The following is a 22,171-nucleotide window of genomic DNA, read 5'->3' as shown; positions in this document are numbered from 1 at the left end:
CCGGGATCGTGGCAGGGGCAGCGGTTAGGCGGTGGCTCCGTCCAGGAGGCTGTCGAAGGCGCCGGTGTCGACCACCCGGCGGCGAATTGCCTGATAGAGGGGGCCGCTCTTTTCCCGTTCCGCCAGGGCGGCCGGCCATTCGGGATCGGTGAGAAAGGCGGCCCATTTCCGCTCCATCTCGGCGAGATCGGAGAACCGCATGGTGTAGACCAGCTCGTTGAAGCAGCTGTCGCCGATGGTGGTGACCCCGGCCTGAACCACCTCCATCCCGTGTCGCCGGAACAGCGGGATCAGCACCGTTCCGAACAGGTCGATGACATCGCCCAGCCGTCCTGGCATCGGGGTGTATTCGCGGATCTCGTTGATCACTTGGCTATCTCCTCTGGTGTCTCAGCGCATGACCGGGGCGTGCGGTGGAGGCCGGCCCTGCGGCCTCCGCCCGGTTTCGTTGCCCTGACGTCTTGGCCGGTGGCCCGGCCTAGTCGGTGAAGGCGGGGAAGACCTCTTCGGACATCATCTTCATGTTCTTGACGATGGCGTCGGTGGGCATGCCCACGGCGATCAGGCAGGCCATGTGATCGACACCGAGCTTTTCGTAGTGCTTGAAGCGCGCGATCATCTTGTCCGGGGTGGTCAGGATCGGGTCGGCGTATTTCTCCAGCAGGTTCTCCCTGGAGAAGCTGTGGTTTTCGGGCGTCATCTTGCCGCCATGCACGTAATCGCGGCTCTCGCCGACGTCGCGGGTGGCCAGGCGCCCTTCCTTGGTGTCGACGGTGCCGGGCCCCTTCACCAGCGCCATGTAATAATTGTACTCGTTCACCACGTCGTCGAAATACTCGAGCGCCTCTTCCTCGGTATGGCCCAGCCAGGTGTGGCGGAGCACCATGACCTCGCCGCGCGGACTGCCGCTTTTCTCGGCCTCGTCATTGTAGCTCGCGAGCAGTTCTTCGAGATCGCCGTAGGGCTCGAAGTTGCCGTAGTTGGGCGCGGTGATCAGGTTCAGCCCCTGCTGCGCGACCCGACGGACGCCGGCGATGCTCTGCGACGCGACCCAGATGTCGGGATGCGGCTTGGTGAGCGGTTTCGGAACGAGGGTGGTCGGCGGGAAGGAGTAGAACTCGCCATCGAAGGCCATATCGTCCTCGACGAAAATCCGGCGAACGATCTCAAGGCCTTCCTCGTACATCGCCCGCTGGTTTTCGGGTTTCACGCCGAGACGGTCGAGCTGCAGGCGGCTGCCACCGCGGGCGACGCCGATGCCGATCCGGCCGGGGGCGAGATGGTCCAGCATGCTCATCTCGGACGCGACGAGAAGCGGGTTGTAGGCGGGCAGAACCACAACGCCCGGAACGATGCGGAGCCGCTTGGTCCGCTGGGCGGCCACCGCTGCGAACATCATGGCAGAGGGGTTGCACACGTAGTTCTGGAACTGGTTCTCGTTGATGGTGATGCCTTCGAAACCGTATTCTTCGGCGGCGTCGACGATCCTGAGCATGCTGTCGAGGACCTCGGACCAAGGCCGGCTCATGTCCGGATAAAAGAACGGCGCCGTCACCCAAAACTTCATTCCCATGGTGTGCTCCCTGATTGTGTTTGCTGTCGGTCAAAACAGATGTGGTGAGGCGCTCCGGCCCTCACTGGCCGGAGCAATGGAGATATCGGAGGGTCCCGGGGCACGCTTTGCATGATGCTCCGGGACCCGCAGGGTTTGCTGGTACCCGTTTAGGCGGCGGGAGCGGCCTCAAGCATCGGTGCGATCCAGCTTTCGTACCAGCTTTGCGGCACCGGGGTTTCGCTGGCCGCGATCAGCTCCGCGAAGTCCCATTTCTTGAGCAGCTTGCCATTGCGGAAGACCGGCTTGAGCAGGTTCTGCTCCGGGCTCACCGAGGCGCGCGGCACGGTCTTGTATTCGCCGTCCTCAAGGATCAGGGCGAGCCGCCCGGCCTTCGAAGCCTTGTAACCGGTGCCTGTCGGGCTCTTGGCGATGTCGCGCCACTCGCCGTTGACGCAGACCGCGTTGGCCTTCTGGGCGAAACGGTTGGTGTCGCGGTCGACGTGTTGCAGCAGGCCGCCACCCATGCCGAAAACCGCGTTGTCGGCGGCCAGGCCACGGCGCTCCATCTCGATATAGACGCGGCGCAGGCTCTCGCCGGTGACGCCATCGCCCTGCACCACGCGGATGAACGGCGGCAGGATCTTGAAGCCCTTGCTGTTCACCTCATAGCCGAAGGCCTCCATCAGCCATTCGGTGGTGTCCGAGGTCACCTGAACGACATCGCCCGAGTCGGGGCGGGCGCCGACCAGACCGGGGAAGTTCTGCACCATCTCCTTCAGCTCACCGCCGAGGATGTTCTTGACGCAGTTCTCGTGATCGTAGGTGTCGGTCAGAACCAGTGCCACGCCATGATCGCGGTAGACTTCGAGCATGTTGCGGATCGCGTCGACCTCGTTGTCGCGGCCCCAGGCGGTGAAGCTGGCGTGTTCGGAGTTCGGGCCGGAGTTGGAGGGGGCCACGGCGTTGTACCAGCGCTTGGCGGCGAGGATGCCCGGCGTGGTGTCGCTCTGGTTGAAGTTGACCAGATGCGCCATGCCACCCAGAGCCGCCGATTGCTGCGAGCTGACGCCGCGGGCGCCGTAGTCATGCAGCATGAACCGCAGGGCGCCCTCATTGTCGGAGGTCCGTTCCAGCGCGGTGCGGATCACCTGTTTGCACATCCAGCTCAGCGTGCCGATGGTGGTCGGATACCACACGGCGCGCAGCAGGGCGGTTTCGAAGAAGCTGGTCGCCCAATAGTATTTCGGATCGGTGTTGATGGTCTGCACCAGCACGTTGTTGGTGGGCAGCACGGTGCCCTCGGCGACGGCCTCGATCTCGACCGGCAGATAGCCGCCATGATCGTTGATGATCCCCATCCAGTTCTCGCGGTTGAAGTGCATGCCCTGCTCGCGCATCAGGTATTCCGCCGCATCGACATCCTCCAGCGTCACCGGACGCATGAGGTAATCGCGGAGAAACGCCTGCAGGCCGACGAACATGGTCACCGGGAATTCGCCGCCGCGGGATTCGATGTAGGAGGACACATACTCCGTCCCCGCGGGGTAGAGCGGGTAGTGGCTGTGTTTGTAGTTGTCCGTGTTGATGATGATGTTGTCGAACTGTTCGCCTAGGGACATTGTTAACCTTTCTCTCTGCTGGTCGCTTATTGGTGTTGTCCTGCCGGTGGCCATGCTGCTCATCGGCGGAATATTAACGATTCTATGATGAAATTCGCGCCATGCGTGTTTTTGCGCTTTTTCAGTCTATTATCTCTCATTTCTTGTTATAGAACCGTTTCCACTTTTGGACCGTAACAACAGGAAATCGAACCTGTCAACATATGTTCGAGGAAGTTGCGGTGCTGGATGGGCCGTGGTTGCTCTGTGGTTCGGTTTTCGCTCGAATTATCACCGAATCTTCTTGTTTTGTGCCTGTGAAGGCGGCAGCGCCTTGCCGGTGTTCGGGCGGCCTGCCGGATCGGGGTCTGGATGCCGCCAGCTTGGCTGGGTGATTCAGGTATCGAATCGATTCTACTTCATGCGGGCCCAAACTGCTCTGCCCGGTAAAACTCATCCGCCCGGCCACCGCCCGACGCCTGTGCGAGGATGGGGGTGCGCCGGGATACCTTCCTGAAAGCTTGTGGAGCCCGCGTCCTCCTGCCAACATCGGACTGTTGCGCCTGGGATGGTGGTGATAGTCTAGAAGCGGTTATATCGCAGCATCTTGTGAGGGCTGTGCGGGCGCAGGACAGACTGCACTGAATGTTGGAATGAATATTCACTGTCCATCGGGGCGGTGAGCGGAGTGGATTATGCCGAAATCGAAGGCCGGGTCTCAGGGAAAGCGCGCCGGCAAGATGTCCGCGCGCAGGCCTACGATGAAGGATGTCGCCGAACGGGCGGAGGTCTCGCTCAGTACGGTCAGCTATGTTCTCAATGACAGCGGGCCCGTCGCGGCGGACCGGCGGGCGCGGGTCCTGGAGGCCGTTCGCGCCCTAGGCTATACGCCGAATGAATCCGCCCGCAATCTCAAGCGCCGCAGCGTGGCGACCATCGGCCTGGTCATCCCCGACCTCGTGAACCAGTATTTCGCGATGATCGCCGAAGGGGTGGAGCAGGCGGCGGCGGAAAAGGACGTCCTGGTGGTCTTCTGCACGCCGGAGGCGACCGGAGACGGCGAATCCTGGAACAGCCGGCTGCTGCGCAGTCAGCGCCTCGACGGGCTCATCTATCTCTCCGGGGCCAACACGCGGATGGAATCTCTGGTGGAGCTGACCCAGGTTGGCCCCGTCGTTCTGGTTGACGAGAAGCTGCCGGGCTTCAGCCTGCCCTGCGTGGTGTCGCACAACCGTCGGGGCGCGCGGGAGATCGCGGCGCATCTCACCTCTCTCGGTCACGAACGCCTGGCGATACTCAGCGGCCCACAGGAGCTGTGGACGGCTGAGCAACGCCTGTCCGGATATCGCGAGGCCATCGCCGCCGCGGGACTGGATCCCGATGCCGTTCCCCTCTTCATCGGCGATTATCAGATGGCGTCGGGGGAGCGGCTGGCCGAGACGGCGCTGAGCTGTTCTGCTGAGGAGCGGCCGACCGCGCTGATCTGTGCGAACGACCAGATGGCGATCGGCGCCTTGTCCTATTGCCGCCGGGCCGGGCTGCGGGTGCCCGAGGATGTCTCGGTCGTCGGGTTTGACGATCTGCCGATCGCCTCCCTTCTCACGCCGCGCCTTACCACGGTGCGGCAGCCCGCGCGGGAACTGGGCATGGAGGCGGTCAAGCTGCTGCTCGGTCTCGTGGATGGTGCTGAGCCGGTCTCTCCGCCGCCAGCGCCGGTCACTTTGAAAATTCGTGAATCGACAGGGCCGATCTCCGCCGGCTGAGGGGGGGCTCCGCTATCTGAGCGCATCTTCTGCCGGGGGCATCATGTCCTGTCCGGGTCGATCTGTCCGGGCGCGGCGTTGTCGCGGCCGCGCCCTTGATGCGGATCAGCTGAAGCGCTGGACCAGTTCGTCCGTATCCGTCACGTCGCCGAAGAACAGGGCGAAGTGGATCAGGGCAAAAGCGTGTTCGTCGTCGCGGATCGAGGCGCAGCCGTCATGCACCATGGTGGTGCGGAAATTGCGCATCATCGCGTCCCGGGCGGTCGACTCGCAGCAGGCGTTGGTCATGGTGCCGGTCACCAACAGCGTGTCGATGCCGGCCGCGCGCAGCTGGTCTTCCATGTCGCCGGCGCCGGGAATCATGCCGCTGTAGCGGGTCTTTTCCACGATCATGTCTTCGGGCTGAACATCGAGCGCGGGCCAGAGCTTCGAGCCTTCCGCGTCCCGGTCGAGTGCGGCGCAGCGGGTTTCGAACCGGTCGGGCGTCAGCAGTTCGCGGTGGAAATGCGGGATCGTCTCCAGCGCCTCCTCGGTGAAGAGCGTGCGGATCCAGACCACCCGGCCGCCGGCCGCGCGCAGCGCCCGGGCCAGCCGGTTGATATTCGGCACGATTGCCCGCGCATTGGGCACCGAGGCGCCGCTGGCCGGGTCGAGAAAGTAGTTCTGCATGTCCACCACCACCAGCGCGGTCGAGGACGCAGGCCGGTCCTGGAACACCAGCGGGCAGCCCTGGCGCGCGAGGATGCGGTCCCGGGCCCAGGTCGGCATTTCGAAAGGGTGGATTTGGCTCATTTTCGGTCTCCTGAGGGCGGTTGTGCCCGATTTTAGGGCGTTTGGAAAGGAAGTCCGCAGCGCGCGCGGCAAACTTTCTTTTTGTCTATTGTATACAAAGATTGCACCCTTTAGCGACGCCTTTGCAACCGTTTCGTAGTAGCTTGCAACAGGGAAAATCAGATGAAACTCACGCGTCGGCTGACACTTGCCGCCGGTCTGGCTGTCGCCACCCTCGGGATGGCTCCGGCATTTGCGCAGGCCAAGGAAGTGACCAAGATCTCCTTCATGGAGGTGATCCATTCGCTCTTCTATTCGCCGCTCTATGTCGCGCTCGACCGCGGCTATTTCGAGGAGGAGGGCATCGCCTTCGACCTCGTCGCCGGGCAGGGCAGCGACAAGGTGACCGCGGCGTTGCTGGGCGGTTCCGTCGATATCGCGCTGGCCGGGCCGGAGACCACGATCTATGTGGAAACCGGCAAATCGCCGGAGAAAATCCGTATCTTCGCCGGGCTCACCGCGACGGATGGGTCGTTTCTCGTCGGTCGCGCTCCGGCGCAGGCGCCGTTCGACTGGGCATCGCTGAAGGGGAAAAAGATCCTCGGCTGGCGCGAGGGTTCCTCTCCGGCGCTGTTCCTGCGGGAGGCGCTGGGCAAGGCCGGGCTCGACCCTGACAAGGATGTCGAGATCATCACCAATGTCGCGATTCCCGCCCGGGTCGGTGCCTTCATGTCGGGCGTCGCCGATTACGGCACGTTCTTTGAACCCGACGTGACCAAGCTGGAGGCCGGCGGCCTTTATGCCCAGACCAACGTGGGTCAGGCGGTGGGCGACATTGACTATACCGTCTTTATCGCGCGCCAGAGCTATATCGCCGAGTATCCCGAGATCGTCGGCGGCTTTGCCCGTGCCATTGCCAAGGCGGAGGTCTGGATCGACACTGCCCCGGCGGCAGAGGTCGCGGCCTCGCTATCGGGCTATTTCCCGGGGGTGAGCGCGGAGGAACTGGCGCAAACCGTCGAGCGCCATCGCGAGGCCGGGGTGTGGAAGACCACGCCCGCCGTCACGCCGGAGGCGGTGGCCGCGCTGCAGGCGCTGCTGGTCGGCAACGGCCTGATGCCGGCGGGCAGCGAGGTGCCCTATGAGCGCGTCGTCGATCCCCAGTTCTTCGAGGCCGCCGAATGAGCGCAGAACAGATGCCCGGGCGGCACCGCGAGGTGCCGCCCAAGGTCGAATTCCGCAAGGTGAACCTGCATTACTTCTCGGATGAGGGGGAAACCCATGCGGTCAAGGACATGAGCTTTTCCGTCCGTCCGGGAGAGTTCGTCTCCATCGTTGGGCAGTCGGGTTGCGGCAAGTCCACGTTGCTGTCGCTGCTCAGCGGGCTGATGCATCCGACCAGCGGCCAGGTGCTGATCGACGGCAAGCCGGTCAGGGGGCCGTCGCCGCAGGTGGGATTCATGCTGCAGCAGGACACCCTGTTCGAATGGCGCACGATTCTGGAAAACGCGCTGCTGGGGCCGGAGATCCGCGGCATGGATCTGGCGGCGGCGCGCGCCCGCGCCGAGCGGATCCTGACCAGCTACGGGCTGGGCCAGTTCCTGCATCACAAGCCGGGGCAGTTGTCGGGCGGCATGCGGCAGCGCGCGGCGCTGGGGCGGACCATGTGCATGGAGCCCGATATCCTTCTGCTGGACGAGCCGTTTTCGGCGCTGGATTTCCAGACCCGGCTGTCGATTGCCGAAGAGATCGGCGAGATCATCCGGCGCGAAGGCAAGACCGCGATACTGGTCACCCACGACATCCCCGAGGCGATCGCGCTCGCCGATCGGGTGGTGGTGCTGAGCCCCCGGCCCGGCCGGCTGAAGAGCATTCACGAGATCACGTTTCCCAGCGCCGGGCCGACCCGTCCGGGCAGCATGGCGGCGCGGGAAGCTGCCGAGTTCCGCGAATATTACCACACGATCTGGACGGAGATGGAAAACCATGACTGAGACCGCTCCCGCCACCGCGACGCCCGGTACCCCCACAGACCCAGGTACGGGCTCTATCGCAGGCCCCAGCGTGGCTTATCAGAACTGGATCGACAGACAGTCCCGCAACCGGCGCCAGGTGCAGGTGGGGCGGGCGCTGATCCTGATCGCCTTTCTCGCGCTGTGGGAGGTCGCGCCGCGCGCCGGGCTGGTGAACCCAATGCTCACCAGCTACCCCTCGGCAGTCTGGGAAGGGTTCCTGGAACTGCTGGCGCAGGGCAACCTCGGGCTGCATATCGGCGTTACCCTGCTGGAGGTCATGATCAGCTTCGCTGTAGCGATGATTCTGGGCACGGTGGTGGCGATCTGCCTGTGGCTGTCGCCGATGCTGGAAAAGATCCTCGATCCCTTCCTGGTGGTGGGCAATGCGCTGCCCAAGATCGCGCTGGTGCCAATCTTCTACATCTGGCTGGGGCCGCAGGGCTCGATCTATGCGGTGGCGATTGCGGTGGCGCTCTTCATCACCATCCTGATGCTTTACACCGGGTTCAGCCAGACCGACCCGAACAAGATCAAGCTGGCGCGCACTCTCGGGGCGGGCAAGCGCCAGATCCTGACCAAGGTGGTGCTGCCGGGCAATGTCCATACCTTCATGGCGACGCTCAAGGCCAATGTCGGGCTCAGCCTCGTCGGGGTGATCGTCGGCGAATTCCAGGCTTCCAAGGCCGGGCTGGGCTATCTGATCGTCTATGGCAGCCAGATCTTCCGCATGGACATGGTGATGGCCGCGATCGTGATCCTCAGCCTGATGTCGGTCGCGATTTATCTCGCGGTGCAGAAGGCCGAGACCTGGCTGATCCGCTAAGACTGTCCCGCCGGCGGCGGGGCAGCCACATTCAATATGGAAAGACAGACTATGGTATCGCACTTCGAGCAGATGCTGGCCCAGCAATGGCATCTGATTGCCTTGGTGGTGTTCGCCGGCGCGTTTCTTCAGGGTCTCAGCGGAGTCGGGCTCGGCATGGTCGCCTCGCCGCTGCTGGCGCTTTTCGCACCCGAGCTGGTGCCGGGGCCCTTGCTGATGATTTCCTGCGTGATCGCGGTGATGTCGGTTTTCCGGGAACGCTCGGCGCTGGACATGTCGGGGCTGGGCTATGCGTTGACCGGGCGACTGCTGGCCTCGGTCCCGGCGGCGCTGCTGATCGGGGTGCTGCCGCTGCGGGCGCTGGCGATCACCTTCGCGCTGGTAATCCTGCTGGCGGTGGGGGCAAGCCTGCTGAAACTGCCACTGCGACCGACCCGGCTGAACCTGCTGATCGCGGGCACCCTGTCGGGCTTCATGGGCACCCTGACCTCGGTCGGGCTGCCGCCGATCGCGCTGGTTTATCAATCGGTGCCGCCGGCGCAACTGCGCGCCTCGATCGGCGGGTTCCTGGCCGTCGGCACGGTGATCTCCATCGCGGCGCTGGCGGCGGTCGGCCGCTTCGGGTCGCATGAAATCGGTCTGGGGCTGGCGATGCTGGCACCGCTGTTTCTGGGGTTCGCGGCCTCCGGGCGGCTGCGCCACCACCTGCCGGCCCGCCACATGCGCCTGATCGTGCTGGGGATTGCTGCGGCCAGCGCCGCAATCCTGTTGCTGCGTCAGCTCGCGGCCTGAGCGGCGGTTTCAGCTCGCTCCTTCGCCCTGTCGCCGGCCTTCAGCACATGGCTGCGCGACAGGGCCTCGGCGGTGTCCTCATCGCCATCGAGGATCGCCTGCAGGATGCCGGCGTGTTCCTGCCAGGACTGTGCCTGCACCACCGGATCGCTCATCGCGAAGCCGAGAGACGACCGCAGCCGCATCGATCCAAGCATCTCGCTCAGGCTCTCATTTTCCGACGCCCGCGCCAGGGCGCTGTGAAATTCGTCGTTCAGCCGGGTGAGCGACTCCGTCTTCTCGGCGATCAGTGCGGCCTGTCCGCGTTCGAGGATACGTCCGGCCGCCGCCAGCAGCTTGGGGTTGCCCCGCCGCGCGGCCAGCCGGGCATTGTGGCCTTCCAGCACGGCGCGGATTTCGACCAGTTCCTGAATTTTCACCGGATCGGGCACCGCGATATAGACGCCGCGCCGGGCGTTGACCTCGATCAGCCCGTCGGCGCTGAGCATCCGGATCGCTTCGCGCACGGGGTTGCGGGACACGCCGAAATCCTCGGCCAGCCGGTCCTCCACCAGCCGGTCGCCGGGGCGCAGCTCTCCGCTCTGGATGCGGTCGCGCAGCGCCTCGTAAATCTGGTGAAAGAGCGCCGTATGCGCCGCCCCGAGCGGGCGCGAGGATTGGGGTTTTTTCATTCTAACGCTCCGGGATCGTCTGTTGCCTTTCGTATACAATGTACGGGCGTCGTGGTTCAAGCGGGACGATCCCGGCGCGTTATTGCAGCATCAGGCCCGGCAACCAGAGGGTGATCTGCGGCAGGAACAGCAATAGCAGCAGTACGACGAGCTCCATCGCCAGGAATGGCAGCAGGCCGCGGAAGATCTTGCCCAGCGGCACACCGGTCTGTGCCGCCGCGACATAGGCGTTCAGGCCCAGTGGGGGGGTGAGCAGGCCGATCTCCACCGTCTTGGTGACGACGATGCCGAACCAGACCGGATCGAAATCCAGCGCCATGGCAGTGGGAAAGGCCAGCGGCATCGCCAGGGACAGGATCGCCAGCTGATCCATAAACATGCCCATGATCAGCAGCGTGACGATGATGATCGCCATGATCGTGGTCCGCGACATCTCGGTGCTGGCGACGAATTCCAGCAGTGCATGGGTGATGCGGGTAAAGGCCAGGTAGTTGGAGAAGATCGCCGAACAGGCGACGATGGCGACGATCATCACGGTGGCGCGGATGGCGCCGGAGACGCTGCGGTTGAAATCGGCAAAGCTCAGGCTGCGCTGCGCCAGCACGATGAGGACGGAGCCCATGACCCCCAGCGCGGCGGCTTCGGAGGGCGAGGCGATGCCGCCGTAGATGGCGCCGATCACCAGCGCCATCAGCGCCACCATCGGCAACACGTGGCGGCTGGATTTCACCGCGTGCCGGAATACGAACGGATCGCCCTTGGGGGCCTGATCCGTGGTGTGTGCGATCAGCTTGATCACCACCGCCAGCCCGGTCGCGGTCAGCAGCCCGGGCAGGATGCCGGCGATGAAGAGCTTGCCGATCGAGGTTTCGGTCAGCACGCCATAGACCACCAGCACGATGGAGGGCGGCACCACCACGGCTAACGTGCCGCCGACCGAGACCACCGCCGCTGCCAGCCGCTGGGAATAGGAATGGCTGCGCATCTGTGGAAAGGCGGAGGCGGCCATCGCTGCGGTGGAGGCGGTGGAACTGCCGACCAGTGCGGCCAGAATGACAGAGGCGCCGACAGTGGCCATGGCCAGGCCGCCTTTGACATGGCCGATCCATGCCTGGCAGGCGGAGATCGCCCGCCGGGTCACATCGCCGGCGGTCAGGACCTCCGCCATCAGGATGAAGAGCGGGATCGCAACCAGGATGAAGGAGGAGGAGGAATCATAGAAGGTGCGTTCCAGTACCGCCAGCGCGGGGCGCAGCCCGAGCTGGGCGGCCAGTCCGACGAAGCCGGCCAGCCCCATCGCGAAGGCAATCGGCATGCGCATGGCCATGAACAGGGCCAGCAGGGCGAGTATGGCGAAGAATGACAGCATAGGGCACAGGTTTCCTGGCGGGCAGCCGGCCGCATGCGACCGACCGCCCGGGGTTCCGGGGACAGGGGCGGGTTTACTGGCTGGTCAGGGCGCTGTAGCGCTCCAGAACCTGTTTCGCCTTGTCTCCGCCCATGCGGGTCACCCAGTCTGCGGTCACCGGTGCCATGGCGCTGCGCAGGCTTTCCAGCTCTGCCGCGCTGAAGCTGTAGGTGTCGATGCCCTCGGCTTTCCACTGCTCGATCAGCGTGGCGACGCTGTCGTCCTGCGCCTTGGCGACATGCCGCGCCGTTTCGGCGCCCAGGCTGACCATCTTCTCGCGCACATCGGTATCGAGCCCGTCGAAGAGATCGCTGCGCACCACCATCACGAAGCTGTAGCCACCGAAGGAGCCGTTGGTCGAGATATGGCTGACCACCTCGTTCAGCTTGTAGCCGGGGACCGAGGCCAGCGGGAACAGCACCGCATCGAGCCGACCGCGCTCGACGGCGGTATAGACCTCCGGCCCGGGGATCGAGATCCCCACCGCGCCGAGGCTGCGGGCGGTCATCGCCTGGGTCGCCCCGGAGGTGCGCACGTCCAGTGCCTTCCAGTCGGCCGGCATGCCCAGATGTGTCTTGGCCAGCACTTGGTAGGGTGGCAGCACGAAGCCGAAGATCGGCGTCACGCCGGCAGCCAGCAGCTCGTCCCGCAGCGGGCCGGCCTTGAGCATCTCCTGAATGGCCTCGGTGCCCTGCACCGCGGAGCTGTAATAGCCCGGCAGCCCGACCACCGAATTCAGCGGCAGCGTTTCGGCGTGATAGAGTGCGCCGAGCAGCGCCGCGTCGAGGATGCCATTATTCACCGCGTCGAGCTGCGCCTTGGATTTCGCCGCCTGCTGCGACGGGAAATGGTGGAACGTGATCTTGCCCCCGGTGGCCTCTTCCACCGCCGCCATCCATTTCGTGGTGCCCTCCAGCGACACGATATGGCTGGTCGACTGGAAATCCCCGAGGCTCAGGGTCTCCGCCTGCACCGCGGCCGCAGCCAGGGTCAGGGCCGTTGCCGCAGTGGCAATCGCTTTCTTTGCAAGTTTCATTCTTCGGTCTCCTCCCAGACAGAATTTCAGCGGGTCGGCTCCGGCGCCCCCTGTTTCAGGGCATCGAAGAGCAGCCGCAGGACCAGAACACCGCACCCCAGAGGCACGATGGCGTAGGCCCACCCGAGCGGCCAGTCGATCACCCCGTATTCGACGTCCCCATGCGTAAAGGCATGCAGCGCGAATTTGCCCGACATCCAGGTGACGGCACCGAAGAAGGCAGCGGGCAGCAACAGCCGCAGTTTGCCGACGATGACGCCGAGAAGGCCGGGAAGGTGATCGGGCATGAAGTCGAGCGCCAGATGACCGCCGACGCGGAACACCCGCGACAGCGACAGCGTGGCCAAGGCGGGCATCAGATAGAGCTCGGTCAGCTCGAACTGGAACTGCACCGGCAGGCTGATGCTGAGCCGCAGCAGAATATCCGCGTTGATCAGGACGACGACGACAATCAGGCCGAGGCACCCCAGCAGGTGCAGGGTGTCCTCGATTTTCTCCAAGATCGTTCCAAACACGTTCAACCTCTCCTCCCAGTGGGTTGACGCGCCGGTTCCCTTCAGCGTTTGGGAAGCTCGACGATGGCGGATCCGATGGCAGAGGTTTCGCCATCCTGCTGTTCGGCACGCTGGTGGATTTCCAGCAGATAGCGACCGTCTTCCTCGAACTTGCGGGTCACGGTGCCGTGGATCAGGATGATGTCCCCTTCCGGATTGTGCCGGCGTACCTGGCATTTGGCCTGACGCAGGAAGCCGTCGTCGCCCATCCAGTTGGTGATCTGGTGGGTCAGCCACGAGGTCCGCTCAGGACCATAGTCATAGGCGCCCGGCGCCCCGACTTCGAGCGCGAATTCCTCTTCCCAGTGGACCCGTTCGGGGCAGTCGGGAATGCCGAAACGGTTCTTGATCCCGGCGCTGGGGTGTTTCTGCTGCAGCTGCCAGGCCAGCTTGTTGGCCCGGATGTAAAGCCCGCCCCAGCCCTGGGCATAGGCGATGAAGCCGGTGGCGGTCATCGGTCCCTTGACCATGGTGGGCAACTCTTCGCCCTCGGTCACATCGTCCCAGTAGCGGGTCTCAGCGCCGCGGATCTGCTCCTGCTCGTAATACTTGTAGTAAGCGTCCAGCTCTTCCTGAGTGTAGACGCGGCGCCCCTTGGCCTTGGCCTCGGTGTATTTGGTGCCGTTCTCGCGCGCGGCGTCGCGGTCGGTGCGGAAGCACCAGCTGTCGGCATCGGCCAGCAGATCGCCGGTCTTGGCGTCGTAGAAATCGACGTGATAGATCTGCTGGACCGCCTTGCCGGCAAAGCGGGTCTCGTGGGTGATCAGATCCTTCAGATAGGCCTCGGTACGGAACTCGGTATTGCGCGGGATGACCTTGTGCCAGCTCCAGTTGGCGCCGGACCACATGGCATGGACGCCGGGCAGGCCGCCGACATAGCCCGAGATGATCCGGCTGGTCGCGAACAGGAAGCTGGGCAGTGCGATCACGTCGCCGTATCTGGTGCCCTTGGCGTAGTCGGGGTCGCACCACAGCGGGTTGTCGTCGCCGATGCCATGGGCGTAGTGGCGGATGTTGTCGCGCGTCGCCTCATAGCACCAGGGCTCGACGGTCCGTTCGATCTTGACGCCGATGCGTTCGCGCAGCGCGTCCAGCCCCTCCTCGGTGATTTTCGGAAATTTCCGGGTCATGTCGTTCATCTTGTTCCTCCTTGAAAGATGACTGCGCCGGGTCGCTCAGCCGGCCGAGGCGAGCTTTGCGGCCTGTTGGTCGCGCAGGATTTTGCGGTTCACCTTGCCGGCCGGGGTTTTCGGCAGCTCGGTGACGAATTCGATCTGGCGGGGGTATTCGTGACGGGCGAGCCTGGCGCGCACATGGTCCTGAATGCTCTGCTTCAGGTCCGGCGTCTCTTCCGTCTTGAGAATGATATAGGCTTTGACGACCTGGCCGCGCAGGCTGTCGGGGGTGCCGATCACGCCGCATTCGGCCACCGCCGGATGGCTGAGGACGGCGTCTTCGACCTCGACCGCGCCGATGGTCCAGCCGGCCGAGATGATGACATCGTCGGCCCGGCCACCGTGATAGAAATACCCATCCGCGTCGACCCGGCCCAGATCCTTGGTCGGAAACCAGGTGCCGGATTTCTTCACCATCAACTCGCCGGTCTCGCCGGGGTCGCAGCGACTGCCGTCGTCGCGCTGCACCTCGACCTCGACTCCCGGCACCGCCTTGCCCATGGCGCCGTCGCGGACCTCCAGATCGTCGGCGCCGGGGTAGTTGGCGATGATCACGCCGATTTCGGTGGTGCCGTACATCGAGCGCACCTTGGTGCCGAAGATCCGTTCGACATAGGCGGCGGTTTCGCTGTCGATCGGCTCACCGGTGAAGGAAAGCTTGTCGAAGCAATAGCTGTAGTGCTCGGCGGCGCCGGAATTGCGCATCATCCGGTAATGCGTGGCGGCGGCGGTCAGGTTGGTGATCCGGAAATCCTGCAGCGCCTTCAGCAGCCGCACCGCATCGAATTTGCCGGAGAACGTGCCGGTCGACACGCCCATGGCCAACGGCGCCAGCGTGCCGTGCCACAGACCGTGGCCCCAGGCCGGGGAGGACGGGCAGAAGAACCGGTCGCCCGGGCGGATGCCGGTGGCATAGAGCGCGGCGACCATCAGGGTGACGATGGAGCGATGCGAATGATGCACCGCGGCGGGCAGCAGCCGGGTGGTGCCGGAGGTGTATTGCAGCACCGCCAGATCGTCGCCACGGCTGTCCCAGTCGAAGCTGTCTGGCAGGTCGTTCAGCCCGTCGAGGAACGCCTGGTCGGCGACGATCACGTTTCTGGCGCCGCCGGCCTCGGCCTCGGGCGCCTTGTCGGCGCTGGTGAAGAAGATCTGCGGATCGCAGTCGCCAACCCGCAGGCGGATACCGTCCGGCCCGAAGAGGGTGAACATCGGCACCGCGACGGCGCCGGCTTTCATCGCCCCGAAGAGGGTGGCGTAGAACGGCAGCGAGGGGTCGATCATCACCGCGACGCGGTCGCCCTTTTCCACCCCCCGGGCGCGAAGGAAATGCGCGATCTGCGCCGACCGGCGCGACAGTTCAGCGAAGCTGATGATCTCGTCGCGACCATCGGCATGGGCGATCCGCAGCGCCACCCGATCGCCCTCAACGTGACGGTCGACGCATTCATGGGCGATGTTGAACCGGTCCCGCGTCCCGTCGAAAAGCTCCCACAGCGCCGCTTTGGTGAAGTGCCTCTGGGCATCCGCATAGGACGTGTAATCCGTCAGTCGCGCCATCTTCCGTTTTCCTCCCGTTCCTGGCCGGCATGCGCTGTCACAGCGACCGTCCGGCACGTTGACAACGGTAAGGAGGCAGATAAGTTATTGTCAATACGCTATAATTATTGTATATATACAATGATTAGTGGAAAGCAAAGAGGACCGCGATGGCCGAGAACGACACCAGGCAGACCGCAAAGCGACAGGTGCCCGCAGTGACGAGAGCCCTTGCAATACTGAGGTTTTTGGCGCGGACCCCCGAGCCGGTCGGGGTCAATCCGATGGCCCGCGAACTGGGGCTGGTGCCGTCGACCTGTCTGCACATCCTGCGGGTGCTGCAGGACGAGGGCATGGTCGATTTCGATTCGCGGACCAAGCGCTATTCGATTGGAATCGGTATCCTGCCGCTGGCCCGGGCGGCGCTGCAGAAGAACGCCTTCTCGGCCCTGATCCAGCCGATGCTGACCGATCTGTCGGCGCGGTTCGGGGTCACCGCGATCGCCACCCAGCTCTCCGGCCCGGGCCAGATGGTGGTGGTGGCGCTGTCGCAATCGAACCTGCCGTTCCAGCTGCAGGTTGAGCTCGGGTCGCGGTTCCCGTCGCTGATTTCCGCCACCGGACGGCTGTTCGCCGCTTTCAGCGGTCTCGATACCGCAGCGCTGTCGGAGGAATTCGCCAGGCTGGTCTGGGATCACCCGCCCAGTTTCGAGGACTGGTGCAGCGAGGTCGATGAGGCACGCGGGCGCGGCTATGCTGTCGATCAGGGCTGCTATATTTCCGGGGTCACGGTGGTGGCGGTGCCGATCTTCAACGCGGGCGGAGAGATGATCCGCTCGCTGGTGGCGATCGGTATCACCGAGCGGCTGGGAGAGGGAGAGGTTCCCAGGCTGGCGCGCGCGCTGATTAGCCTGCGCGATGAGATCGAGAATATGCAAATCGAAACAGGGAGTTAGATTTTGACACACCCGAGGGAGGAGATCACATGGAAGCCGCTGCAGGCGGGGGCTTTCATGGATGGGCTTGGTCCGGTGAAAGCCGCGCGCGACGTTGAGGGGGACTTCGTCTACGCGCTGGACACTACCGGTGCGCATGCCAATGTTCTAGGGCAGGTGCATGGCGGCGTGATTGCCAGCCTGCTGGATCAGACGGTTGCGATGGTGGCCTGGCACACGGCGGATCGCGCGCCGACGGTCACGGTGCAGATGGACACCCGCTTCGTCGCTCCGGCGCAGCCGGGAGTGAGGCTGACGGCCCGTGCCCGGTTGCGGCATCGCACCGGCGGGATGATGTTTCTCGATGCCGAGATCTCTGACGGTGCGCGGCTGGTGGCTCTGGCGACGGCGGTGATGAAGATCGCGGGAAAGGCGGCCGGGGATGTCTGAGACCACAGCCAATCGCGCCGCCAGGCCGCTTGCCGGGATCCGGGTGCTGGATTTCTCACGCATCCTGTCGGGGCCCTATGCCTCGATGGTGCTCGCCGATCTCGGCGCCGAGGTGACCAAGATCGAGTCGGTCGAAAAAGGCGATGAAACCCGCGGTTTTCCGCCCTTCGTCGGTGATATGAGCCATTATTACATTGCCCTGAACCGCTCCAAGAAAAGCGTTTCGCTCAACCTCAAGTCGCCGGAAGGGGTCGAAATCGCCCGCCGTCTCGCCGCGCAGAGCGATATCGTGCTGGAAAATTTCCGGCCCGGGGTGATGGACCGCCTGGGGCTGGGATATGACCGGCTCAGGGCGGACAATCCCGCGCTGGTGTATTGTTCGATCACCGGTTTCGGCCGCAACAGCCCGCATGGCGACAAGCCGGCCTTCGACATCGTCGCGCAGGCGCTGTCGGGGGTGATGAGCGTGAATTGCGAACCCGGTCAGGCGCCGACCAAGCTGGGGCTGCCGCTGGGCGATCTGGCTGGCAGCATCTTTTCGCTGTTCGGGGTTCTGGCGGCGCTGCACGAACGTCATGTCACCGGGCAGGGGCAGCATGTCGAGGTCGCCATGCTCGACAGTCTGATCGCGCTGCAGGGCTACCTGTCGCAGATCTATTTCGTCACCGGCGAAAGCCCGAAACCGGTTGGCAGCCAGCACCCCAGCATCGTCCCCTACGGGTCTTTTCCCACCGCGGACGGACATGTGATCGTTGCCTGCCTGACCGAACGCTTCTGGCACAATTTCGCCTGCTGCCTAGATCATGAGGAGCTGATCGCGGACCCGCGCTTTGCCCGGTACGAGGCGCGGCTGGCCAATCGTGATCAGCTGGAGCCGATCATTCACGCCCGCATGATCCGGGACAGCACCGCCTATTGGCTGGACCGTCTAACCGCCTTCGATGTGCCCAACGCGCCAATCCTGTCGATTGGAGAGGCGCTGGAACAGGACCATGTCGCCGCGCACGGGCTGATCGAAGAGGTCACGCACCCCGAGATCGGCACGCTGCGTCTGGTGCGCGGGCCGATTCTGTTCGATGGCGCGGGGCCGGCACCGGCGACCGCTCCGGCGCGGCTGGGCGCGGATACCGGAGATGTCCTGCGTGAGGCTCTGGGCTATTCCGAGGCGGAGCTGCGGGACCTGCAGGCCCGCGCGATCGTCGGCGGCGGCGGGTGATCCGGGACGCCGGGGATCAGCCCGGCGCGGCAGGAAGCAGGCCGGTCCGGGTCTGGCGCAGGATATCGGCCAGCGCCTGGAACACCGGCTTGCGGGCAGAGGTCGACCGCCAGGCCAGGATCACATGGCGTGGGCAGGCGCCGGTCAGCGGCGCGATATCCACCTGCTGGCCGGACAGCACCCCGGCGTCGATCGCCAGATCGGGCAGCAGCGTGATGCCCAGCCCCTCGCTGACCATGGAAATCAGCGTCGGCAGGCTGGTCGCGGAAAAGCTTTCGTCCTGCTGGATGTCCCGGTCGGGGAAGGCGCGCAGCGCATGGCGCTGCAGGCAATGGCCCTGTTCCAGCAGCAGCAGCCGGGCGCCTTCCAGCGCGCCGCCATCCACCGGGGCGCCGCCGGCCCGGCCCCAGCCCGGCGGCGTCGCCAGGTGATAGCCGTCGTCGAACAGCGGGGTGAACTCCGCCGTGCCGATTTCGAAGGGCCGCGCCATCAGCACCACATCGAGCCGGCCGCTGGCCAGCCCCTCCAGCAGCGAATCGGTCTTCTCCTCGCGCAGGAACAGCCGCAGTTTGGGAAAGGCGGCGCGGATGTGCGGCAGCGCCTTGGGGATCAGGAAGGGGCCGATGGTGGGAATCGCCCCCAGCCGCAGATCGCCCTCTTCCGGCGCCTTGTGGGCGGCGGCCAGATCCTCGATCTCATGCGCGGCCAGCAGCACTGCCCGCGCGCGCGTCGCGATCTCCTCTCCGATCGGGGTCAGCAGGACGGACCGTTTGCTGCGCTCGGCCAGCTGCACCCCCAGCATCTGTTCCAGCTCCTTCAGCCCGGCGCTGAGCGTCGGCTGGGTGACGAAACAGACCTCCGCGGCGCGGGAGAAGTTCAGCTCTTCGGCGAGCGCGGTGAGAAAGCGGAGCTGTCGCAGGGTGATCATGCGGCTATTATATAGATAATCTCTATAAAAGAAAGAGTTATAATCAATTTCACGAATGTGACGGTGCCGGCTATCTCTGTCTCATCGAAACGCAAAGACGGAGACACAGCAATGACCGACGCACCTCAAACCCCGCAGATGCCCCGGCTGAACGAGGCCGCCCCGGCCTTCGACGCGCCGACGACCGACGGCCGCAAGACCAACGCCGACTACAAGGGCAAATGGCTGATCCTGTTCTCGCACCCGGCGGATTTCACCCCGGTCTGCACCACCGAGTTCATCGGGTTCGCCAAGCGCCAGGACGACTTCGCGGCGATGAACACCGCGCTGCTCGGCCTGTCGATCGACAGCGTCCACAGCCACATTGCCTGGATGCTGAATATCAAGGAGAAATTCGGGGTGGAGATCAAATTCCCGATCATCGCCGACCTGAACATGAAAGTGGCTCAGGCCTATGGCATGATTCAGCCCGGCGCCTCGGACACTGCCGCGGTGCGGGCGACCTTCATCATCGACCCTGAGGGCGTGCTGCGCGCGATGGTCTACTATCCGATGAACGCCGGCCGCTCGGTCGACGAGATTCACCGCCTGTTGGTGGCGCTGCAGACCGCTGATGAGAACAAATGCGCGATGCCGGAAAACTGGAAACCCGGCGATCAGGTCATCGTGCCTCCGCCCAGCACCCCCGAGGCCGCTGTCGCCCGTGGCGGCGAAGGCTACAATACGGTGGACTGGTACTTCTCGACCCGCGCGCTCTGAGCCCGCGACAGTCCTGCAACCAGGTCCGGCGCGTTGCGCGCCGGGCCACACCCCGATGACCGGAGGATATCCGATGACCCATTCACCCGTTGTGAAACCCTTCTGGGACGAGCCCACCGGCAGCTGGCAATATGTGTTCCACGACCCCGCGACGATGCAGGGCGCCATCGTGGATCCGGTGATGAACTACGATGCCAATGCCGGCGCCATCCGCATGACCAGCGCGCAGCAGATCCTGGATTATGTCCGCGCCACCGGGATCGAGGTGACCTGGATCCTCGACACCCATCCGCATGCGGATCACTTCTCCGCCGCGCCCTGGCTCAGCGAACGGCTCGGCGCGCCGACCGCCATCGGCGATCACGTGACCGAAGTGCAGGCGCTGTGGAAGGAGATCTACAACTTGCCCGACGATTTCCCCACCGATGGCCGCCAATGGGACAAGCTGTTCTACGATGGCGAGGAGTTCATGGTGGGCGAGATCCCGGTCCGGGTGATGTTCAGCCCCGGTCATACCCTGGCCTCGATCACCTATGTGGCGGGCGATGCCGCCTTCGTGCATGACACGCTGATGATGCCCGACAGCGGCACCAGCCGGGCCGATTTCCCCGGCGGCTCCTCCAGTGCGCTCTATGCTTCGATCCAGGCGATTCTGGCGCTGCCCGATGACACCCGGCTGTTCGTCGGCCACGATTACGCCCCCGGTCGCGCCGCCGACTGCGTGGCGACGGTGGCAGAACATAGGGCCGGCAATATCCATCTGAAAGACGCCCCGGACGAGGCGCAGTATCGCGCCGTGCGCGATGCCCGCGATGCCACCTTGCCGCTGCCGAAGCTGATGCTGGCGGCACTGCAGATCAACATCCGCGGCGGTCGCAAACCGGCGCCGGAAGACAACGGGCGCTCCTATCTCCGGATCCCGCTCGATTATTTCGAGCCGCGCTGAAAGGTGCGCGTGCCCCGGTCCTTTCTGGCCGCAAATATCCCCGCCGGTGGCTCCGCCGGCAGGGATCTGCGCGGGCCGCCGACCAGGGGCGCGCGACGCCGGCCAGGGGCGCCCGCCCCAGGCGGGGGGCTCACACCATCCGGATCACGTCCTTTTCGATCGCCAGCATATAGCCGCGTCGGGCGATGGTCTTGACCAGCAGTTCGCTCACCATCTGGTTGCCGAGGGTATCGCGCAGCCGCTTGATCCGGGTGGCACCGGCGGCTTCCTCGCAATCGGTGGCATCGCGGCCGGTGATCATCGCCTCGATCTCGACGCCCGAGAGAACCTCGTCGTCCAGCCGCGCTTCGGCCAGCACCGCCAGCGTCTCCATCGCCGCGGCGGTCAGCTTGAAATCCATGTTGTTGAGATAGACGGTGTTCTCTTCCCGGCTGATCAGCAGCGAATTCACCTGGATGCCGGCGCGCTCGATCTGTGCCATGCGGCGGTTCAGCCCGGCCAGCAGCACCAGAAACACCAGCGCCGCCACCATCATCGCGGTGGCGAAGACCAGCAGAACGAAGATCACCATCCGATAGCTCGACAGCGTGTCGGAAAAGGCGGTGCCCGACTGCGCCAGGATCTCCAGCAGCTTGATCTCCGCGCCAGTGGTCAGGTCGTTTTCGATGAACAGCCGTTCGACCCGCGCATTGAAGGCATTGGCGTCGGGCAGGGTCAGAAGCAGCAGCACCCCGGCGGCGACCAGAATCAGCACGATGGCGGCGATGCCGAAGATCACCACGCGGCCGCCCGGCAGGCCGGAGCCGCGGCGCGGTTCAGAACCTGAGGTAGAAACGTCCTGCATTCGCCTTCCTTCCCTCCAGCCCCTCGGGCCCGAAGACCGACACCACGTTCAGCAGTGTCCATCCGTTGCGTTGCAGCCGCCCGGCCACCTCGGCGCGGGCGGACTGGCGGTCGCAGCCCTGCTGCAGCTGCATCACCCCGTAATGCAGCTTCAACGGGTTGTCCCGCTTCGCCTTGTAATCGGCGTAGCACTCCGCCGCGGCGGCGGGCAGGGCGCCCCCGGCGACGGCGATCAGTGCGAGAATGATCATCATGTGTCTCATGCGGTCATCCTGACGCGGCGGCCCCGGTTATTCAATAACAACAGGGCTTTGGCGGCTTTGATATCCGATAACAAGGGGCCGTTATTGCCTGTCTGGCGCCATCGGGGCGAGGTTGGTTGCATCGAACGGTC

The 22,171-nt window shown here is 64.7% G+C and carries 23 protein-coding genes; 10 read left to right on the top strand and 13 right to left on the bottom strand.

The genetic code is table 11. The features are described from left to right. Positions 1–24: 24 nt before the first annotated feature. The 3 genes from QO033_RS04090 to QO033_RS04080 form a co-directional block, all read right to left on the bottom strand. Positions 25–369 (bottom strand): NIPSNAP family protein, encoded by a 345-nt coding sequence (locus QO033_RS04090; protein WP_284479656.1) that lies wholly within the window; start codon positions 367–369, stop codon positions 25–27. 109 nt (positions 370–478) lie between these two features. Continuing rightward, a complete protein-coding gene (locus QO033_RS04085; protein WP_284479655.1) occupies positions 479–1,573 on the bottom strand; it encodes an LLM class flavin-dependent oxidoreductase in 1,095 nt (364 codons plus the stop codon). Between the two features lie 149 nt (positions 1,574–1,722). Then, the gene (locus tag QO033_RS04080) at positions 1,723–3,174 is read right to left on the bottom strand and encodes a nicotinate phosphoribosyltransferase (RefSeq protein WP_284479654.1); all 1,452 of its coding nucleotides are present in this window, start codon (positions 3,172–3,174) and stop codon (positions 1,723–1,725) included. A gap of 740 nt (positions 3,175–3,914) precedes the next feature. Here QO033_RS04080 and QO033_RS04075 point away from each other — a divergent pair. Then, positions 3,915–4,916, top strand: coding sequence for a LacI family DNA-binding transcriptional regulator (locus QO033_RS04075; protein ID WP_284479653.1), 1,002 nt, complete (start codon positions 3,915–3,917; stop codon positions 4,914–4,916). 105 nt (positions 4,917–5,021) lie between these two features. Here QO033_RS04075 and QO033_RS04070 read toward each other — a convergent pair whose 3' ends face one another. Continuing rightward, the gene (locus tag QO033_RS04070) at positions 5,022–5,708 is read right to left on the bottom strand and encodes a cysteine hydrolase family protein (RefSeq protein ID WP_284479652.1); all 687 of its coding nucleotides are present in this window, start codon (positions 5,706–5,708) and stop codon (positions 5,022–5,024) included. 162 nt (positions 5,709–5,870) lie between these two features. Between QO033_RS04070 and QO033_RS04065 the strand changes: the two genes are divergently transcribed. Genes QO033_RS04065 through QO033_RS04050 form a run of 4 tightly spaced genes read left to right on the top strand, consistent with a single transcriptional unit; the run spans position 5,871 to position 9,317 of the window. Next, entirely contained in the window at positions 5,871–6,872 is a 1,002-nt protein-coding gene (locus tag QO033_RS04065; protein ID WP_284479651.1) for an ABC transporter substrate-binding protein, read from the top strand. Beyond that, positions 6,869–7,681, top strand: a complete 813-nt coding sequence (locus tag QO033_RS04060; protein ID WP_284479650.1) for an ABC transporter ATP-binding protein — start codon at positions 6,869–6,871, stop codon at positions 7,679–7,681. The genes QO033_RS04065 and QO033_RS04060 overlap by 4 nt, the downstream gene beginning before the upstream one ends. Further along, on the top strand, positions 7,674–8,525 hold the full coding sequence (locus tag QO033_RS04055) for an ABC transporter permease (RefSeq protein ID WP_284479649.1): 852 nt from the start codon (positions 7,674–7,676) through the stop codon (positions 8,523–8,525). The genes QO033_RS04060 and QO033_RS04055 overlap by 8 nt, the downstream gene beginning before the upstream one ends. 51 nt (positions 8,526–8,576) lie before the next feature. Continuing rightward, the gene (locus QO033_RS04050) at positions 8,577–9,317 is read left to right on the top strand and encodes a sulfite exporter TauE/SafE family protein (protein WP_284479648.1); all 741 of its coding nucleotides are present in this window, start codon (positions 8,577–8,579) and stop codon (positions 9,315–9,317) included. On the opposite strand, the gene QO033_RS04045 is transcribed toward QO033_RS04050, so the two are convergent. From QO033_RS04045 to QO033_RS04020, 6 genes are all read right to left on the bottom strand, one after another. Further along, on the bottom strand, positions 9,302–9,988 hold the full coding sequence (locus QO033_RS04045) for a GntR family transcriptional regulator (RefSeq protein WP_284479647.1): 687 nt from the start codon (positions 9,986–9,988) through the stop codon (positions 9,302–9,304). The two genes, QO033_RS04050 and QO033_RS04045, sit on opposite strands and share 16 nt — an antisense overlap. 79 nt (positions 9,989–10,067) lie before the next feature. Next, positions 10,068–11,357, bottom strand: a complete 1,290-nt coding sequence (locus QO033_RS04040) for a TRAP transporter large permease (protein WP_284479646.1) — start codon at positions 11,355–11,357, stop codon at positions 10,068–10,070. A gap of 73 nt (positions 11,358–11,430) precedes the next feature. Then, on the bottom strand, positions 11,431–12,432 hold the full coding sequence (locus QO033_RS04035; protein WP_284479645.1) for a TRAP transporter substrate-binding protein: 1,002 nt from the start codon (positions 12,430–12,432) through the stop codon (positions 11,431–11,433). A gap of 26 nt (positions 12,433–12,458) precedes the next feature. Further along, positions 12,459–12,947: a TRAP transporter small permease gene (locus QO033_RS04030; RefSeq protein WP_284479644.1), complete on the bottom strand. Its 489-nt coding sequence runs from the start codon at positions 12,945–12,947 to the stop codon at positions 12,459–12,461. A gap of 41 nt (positions 12,948–12,988) precedes the next feature. Continuing rightward, entirely contained in the window at positions 12,989–14,125 is a 1,137-nt protein-coding gene (locus QO033_RS04025) for an FAS1-like dehydratase domain-containing protein (protein WP_284479643.1), read from the bottom strand. A gap of 36 nt (positions 14,126–14,161) precedes the next feature. Beyond that, positions 14,162–15,721: an acyl-CoA synthetase gene (locus QO033_RS04020; RefSeq protein WP_284479642.1), complete on the bottom strand. Its 1,560-nt coding sequence runs from the start codon at positions 15,719–15,721 to the stop codon at positions 14,162–14,164. Positions 15,722–15,870: 149 nt separating this feature from the next. On the opposite strand from QO033_RS04020, the gene QO033_RS04015 reads away from it, so the two are divergent. Genes QO033_RS04015 through QO033_RS04005 form a run of 3 tightly spaced genes read left to right on the top strand, consistent with a single transcriptional unit; the run spans position 15,871 to position 18,301 of the window. Continuing rightward, positions 15,871–16,656, top strand: a complete 786-nt coding sequence (locus QO033_RS04015; RefSeq protein WP_284479641.1) for an IclR family transcriptional regulator — start codon at positions 15,871–15,873, stop codon at positions 16,654–16,656. Positions 16,657–16,659: 3 nt separating this feature from the next. Further along, positions 16,660–17,085: a PaaI family thioesterase gene (locus tag QO033_RS04010; RefSeq protein WP_284479640.1), complete on the top strand. Its 426-nt coding sequence runs from the start codon at positions 16,660–16,662 to the stop codon at positions 17,083–17,085. Further along, entirely contained in the window at positions 17,078–18,301 is a 1,224-nt protein-coding gene (locus QO033_RS04005; RefSeq protein ID WP_284479639.1) for a CaiB/BaiF CoA transferase family protein, read from the top strand. The genes QO033_RS04010 and QO033_RS04005 overlap by 8 nt, the downstream gene beginning before the upstream one ends. A gap of 16 nt (positions 18,302–18,317) precedes the next feature. Here QO033_RS04005 and QO033_RS04000 read toward each other — a convergent pair whose 3' ends face one another. Then, entirely contained in the window at positions 18,318–19,229 is a 912-nt protein-coding gene (locus QO033_RS04000) for a hydrogen peroxide-inducible genes activator (RefSeq protein WP_284479638.1), read from the bottom strand. Positions 19,230–19,340: 111 nt separating this feature from the next. Between QO033_RS04000 and QO033_RS03995 the strand changes: the two genes are divergently transcribed. Further along, complete coding sequence (locus tag QO033_RS03995) at positions 19,341–19,988, top strand: peroxiredoxin (RefSeq protein ID WP_284479637.1); 648 nt, start codon at positions 19,341–19,343, stop codon at positions 19,986–19,988. Positions 19,989–20,061: 73 nt separating this feature from the next. Further along, complete coding sequence (locus QO033_RS03990; protein ID WP_284479636.1) at positions 20,062–20,934, top strand: MBL fold metallo-hydrolase; 873 nt, start codon at positions 20,062–20,064, stop codon at positions 20,932–20,934. A gap of 130 nt (positions 20,935–21,064) precedes the next feature. Here the strand turns inward: QO033_RS03990 and QO033_RS03985 are convergent, their stop codons facing one another. Together QO033_RS03985 and QO033_RS03980 are read right to left on the bottom strand one after the other, a co-directional pair. Next, positions 21,065–21,778, bottom strand: coding sequence for a winged helix-turn-helix domain-containing protein (locus tag QO033_RS03985; protein ID WP_284479635.1), 714 nt, complete (start codon positions 21,776–21,778; stop codon positions 21,065–21,067). Next, positions 21,750–22,040 (bottom strand): hypothetical protein, encoded by a 291-nt coding sequence (locus tag QO033_RS03980; protein ID WP_284479634.1) that lies wholly within the window; start codon positions 22,038–22,040, stop codon positions 21,750–21,752. Before QO033_RS03980 ends, QO033_RS03985 begins: the two co-directional genes overlap by 29 nt. Positions 22,041–22,171 lie beyond the last annotated feature (131 nt).

It is taken from the genome of Pseudodonghicola flavimaris, from assembly GCF_030164425.1.
Lineage (GTDB): Bacteria > Pseudomonadota > Alphaproteobacteria > Rhodobacterales > Rhodobacteraceae > Pseudodonghicola > Pseudodonghicola flavimaris.
The sequence above is the reverse complement of the archived record's forward strand: the minus strand, read 5'-3'. Positions and strand labels throughout refer to the sequence as shown.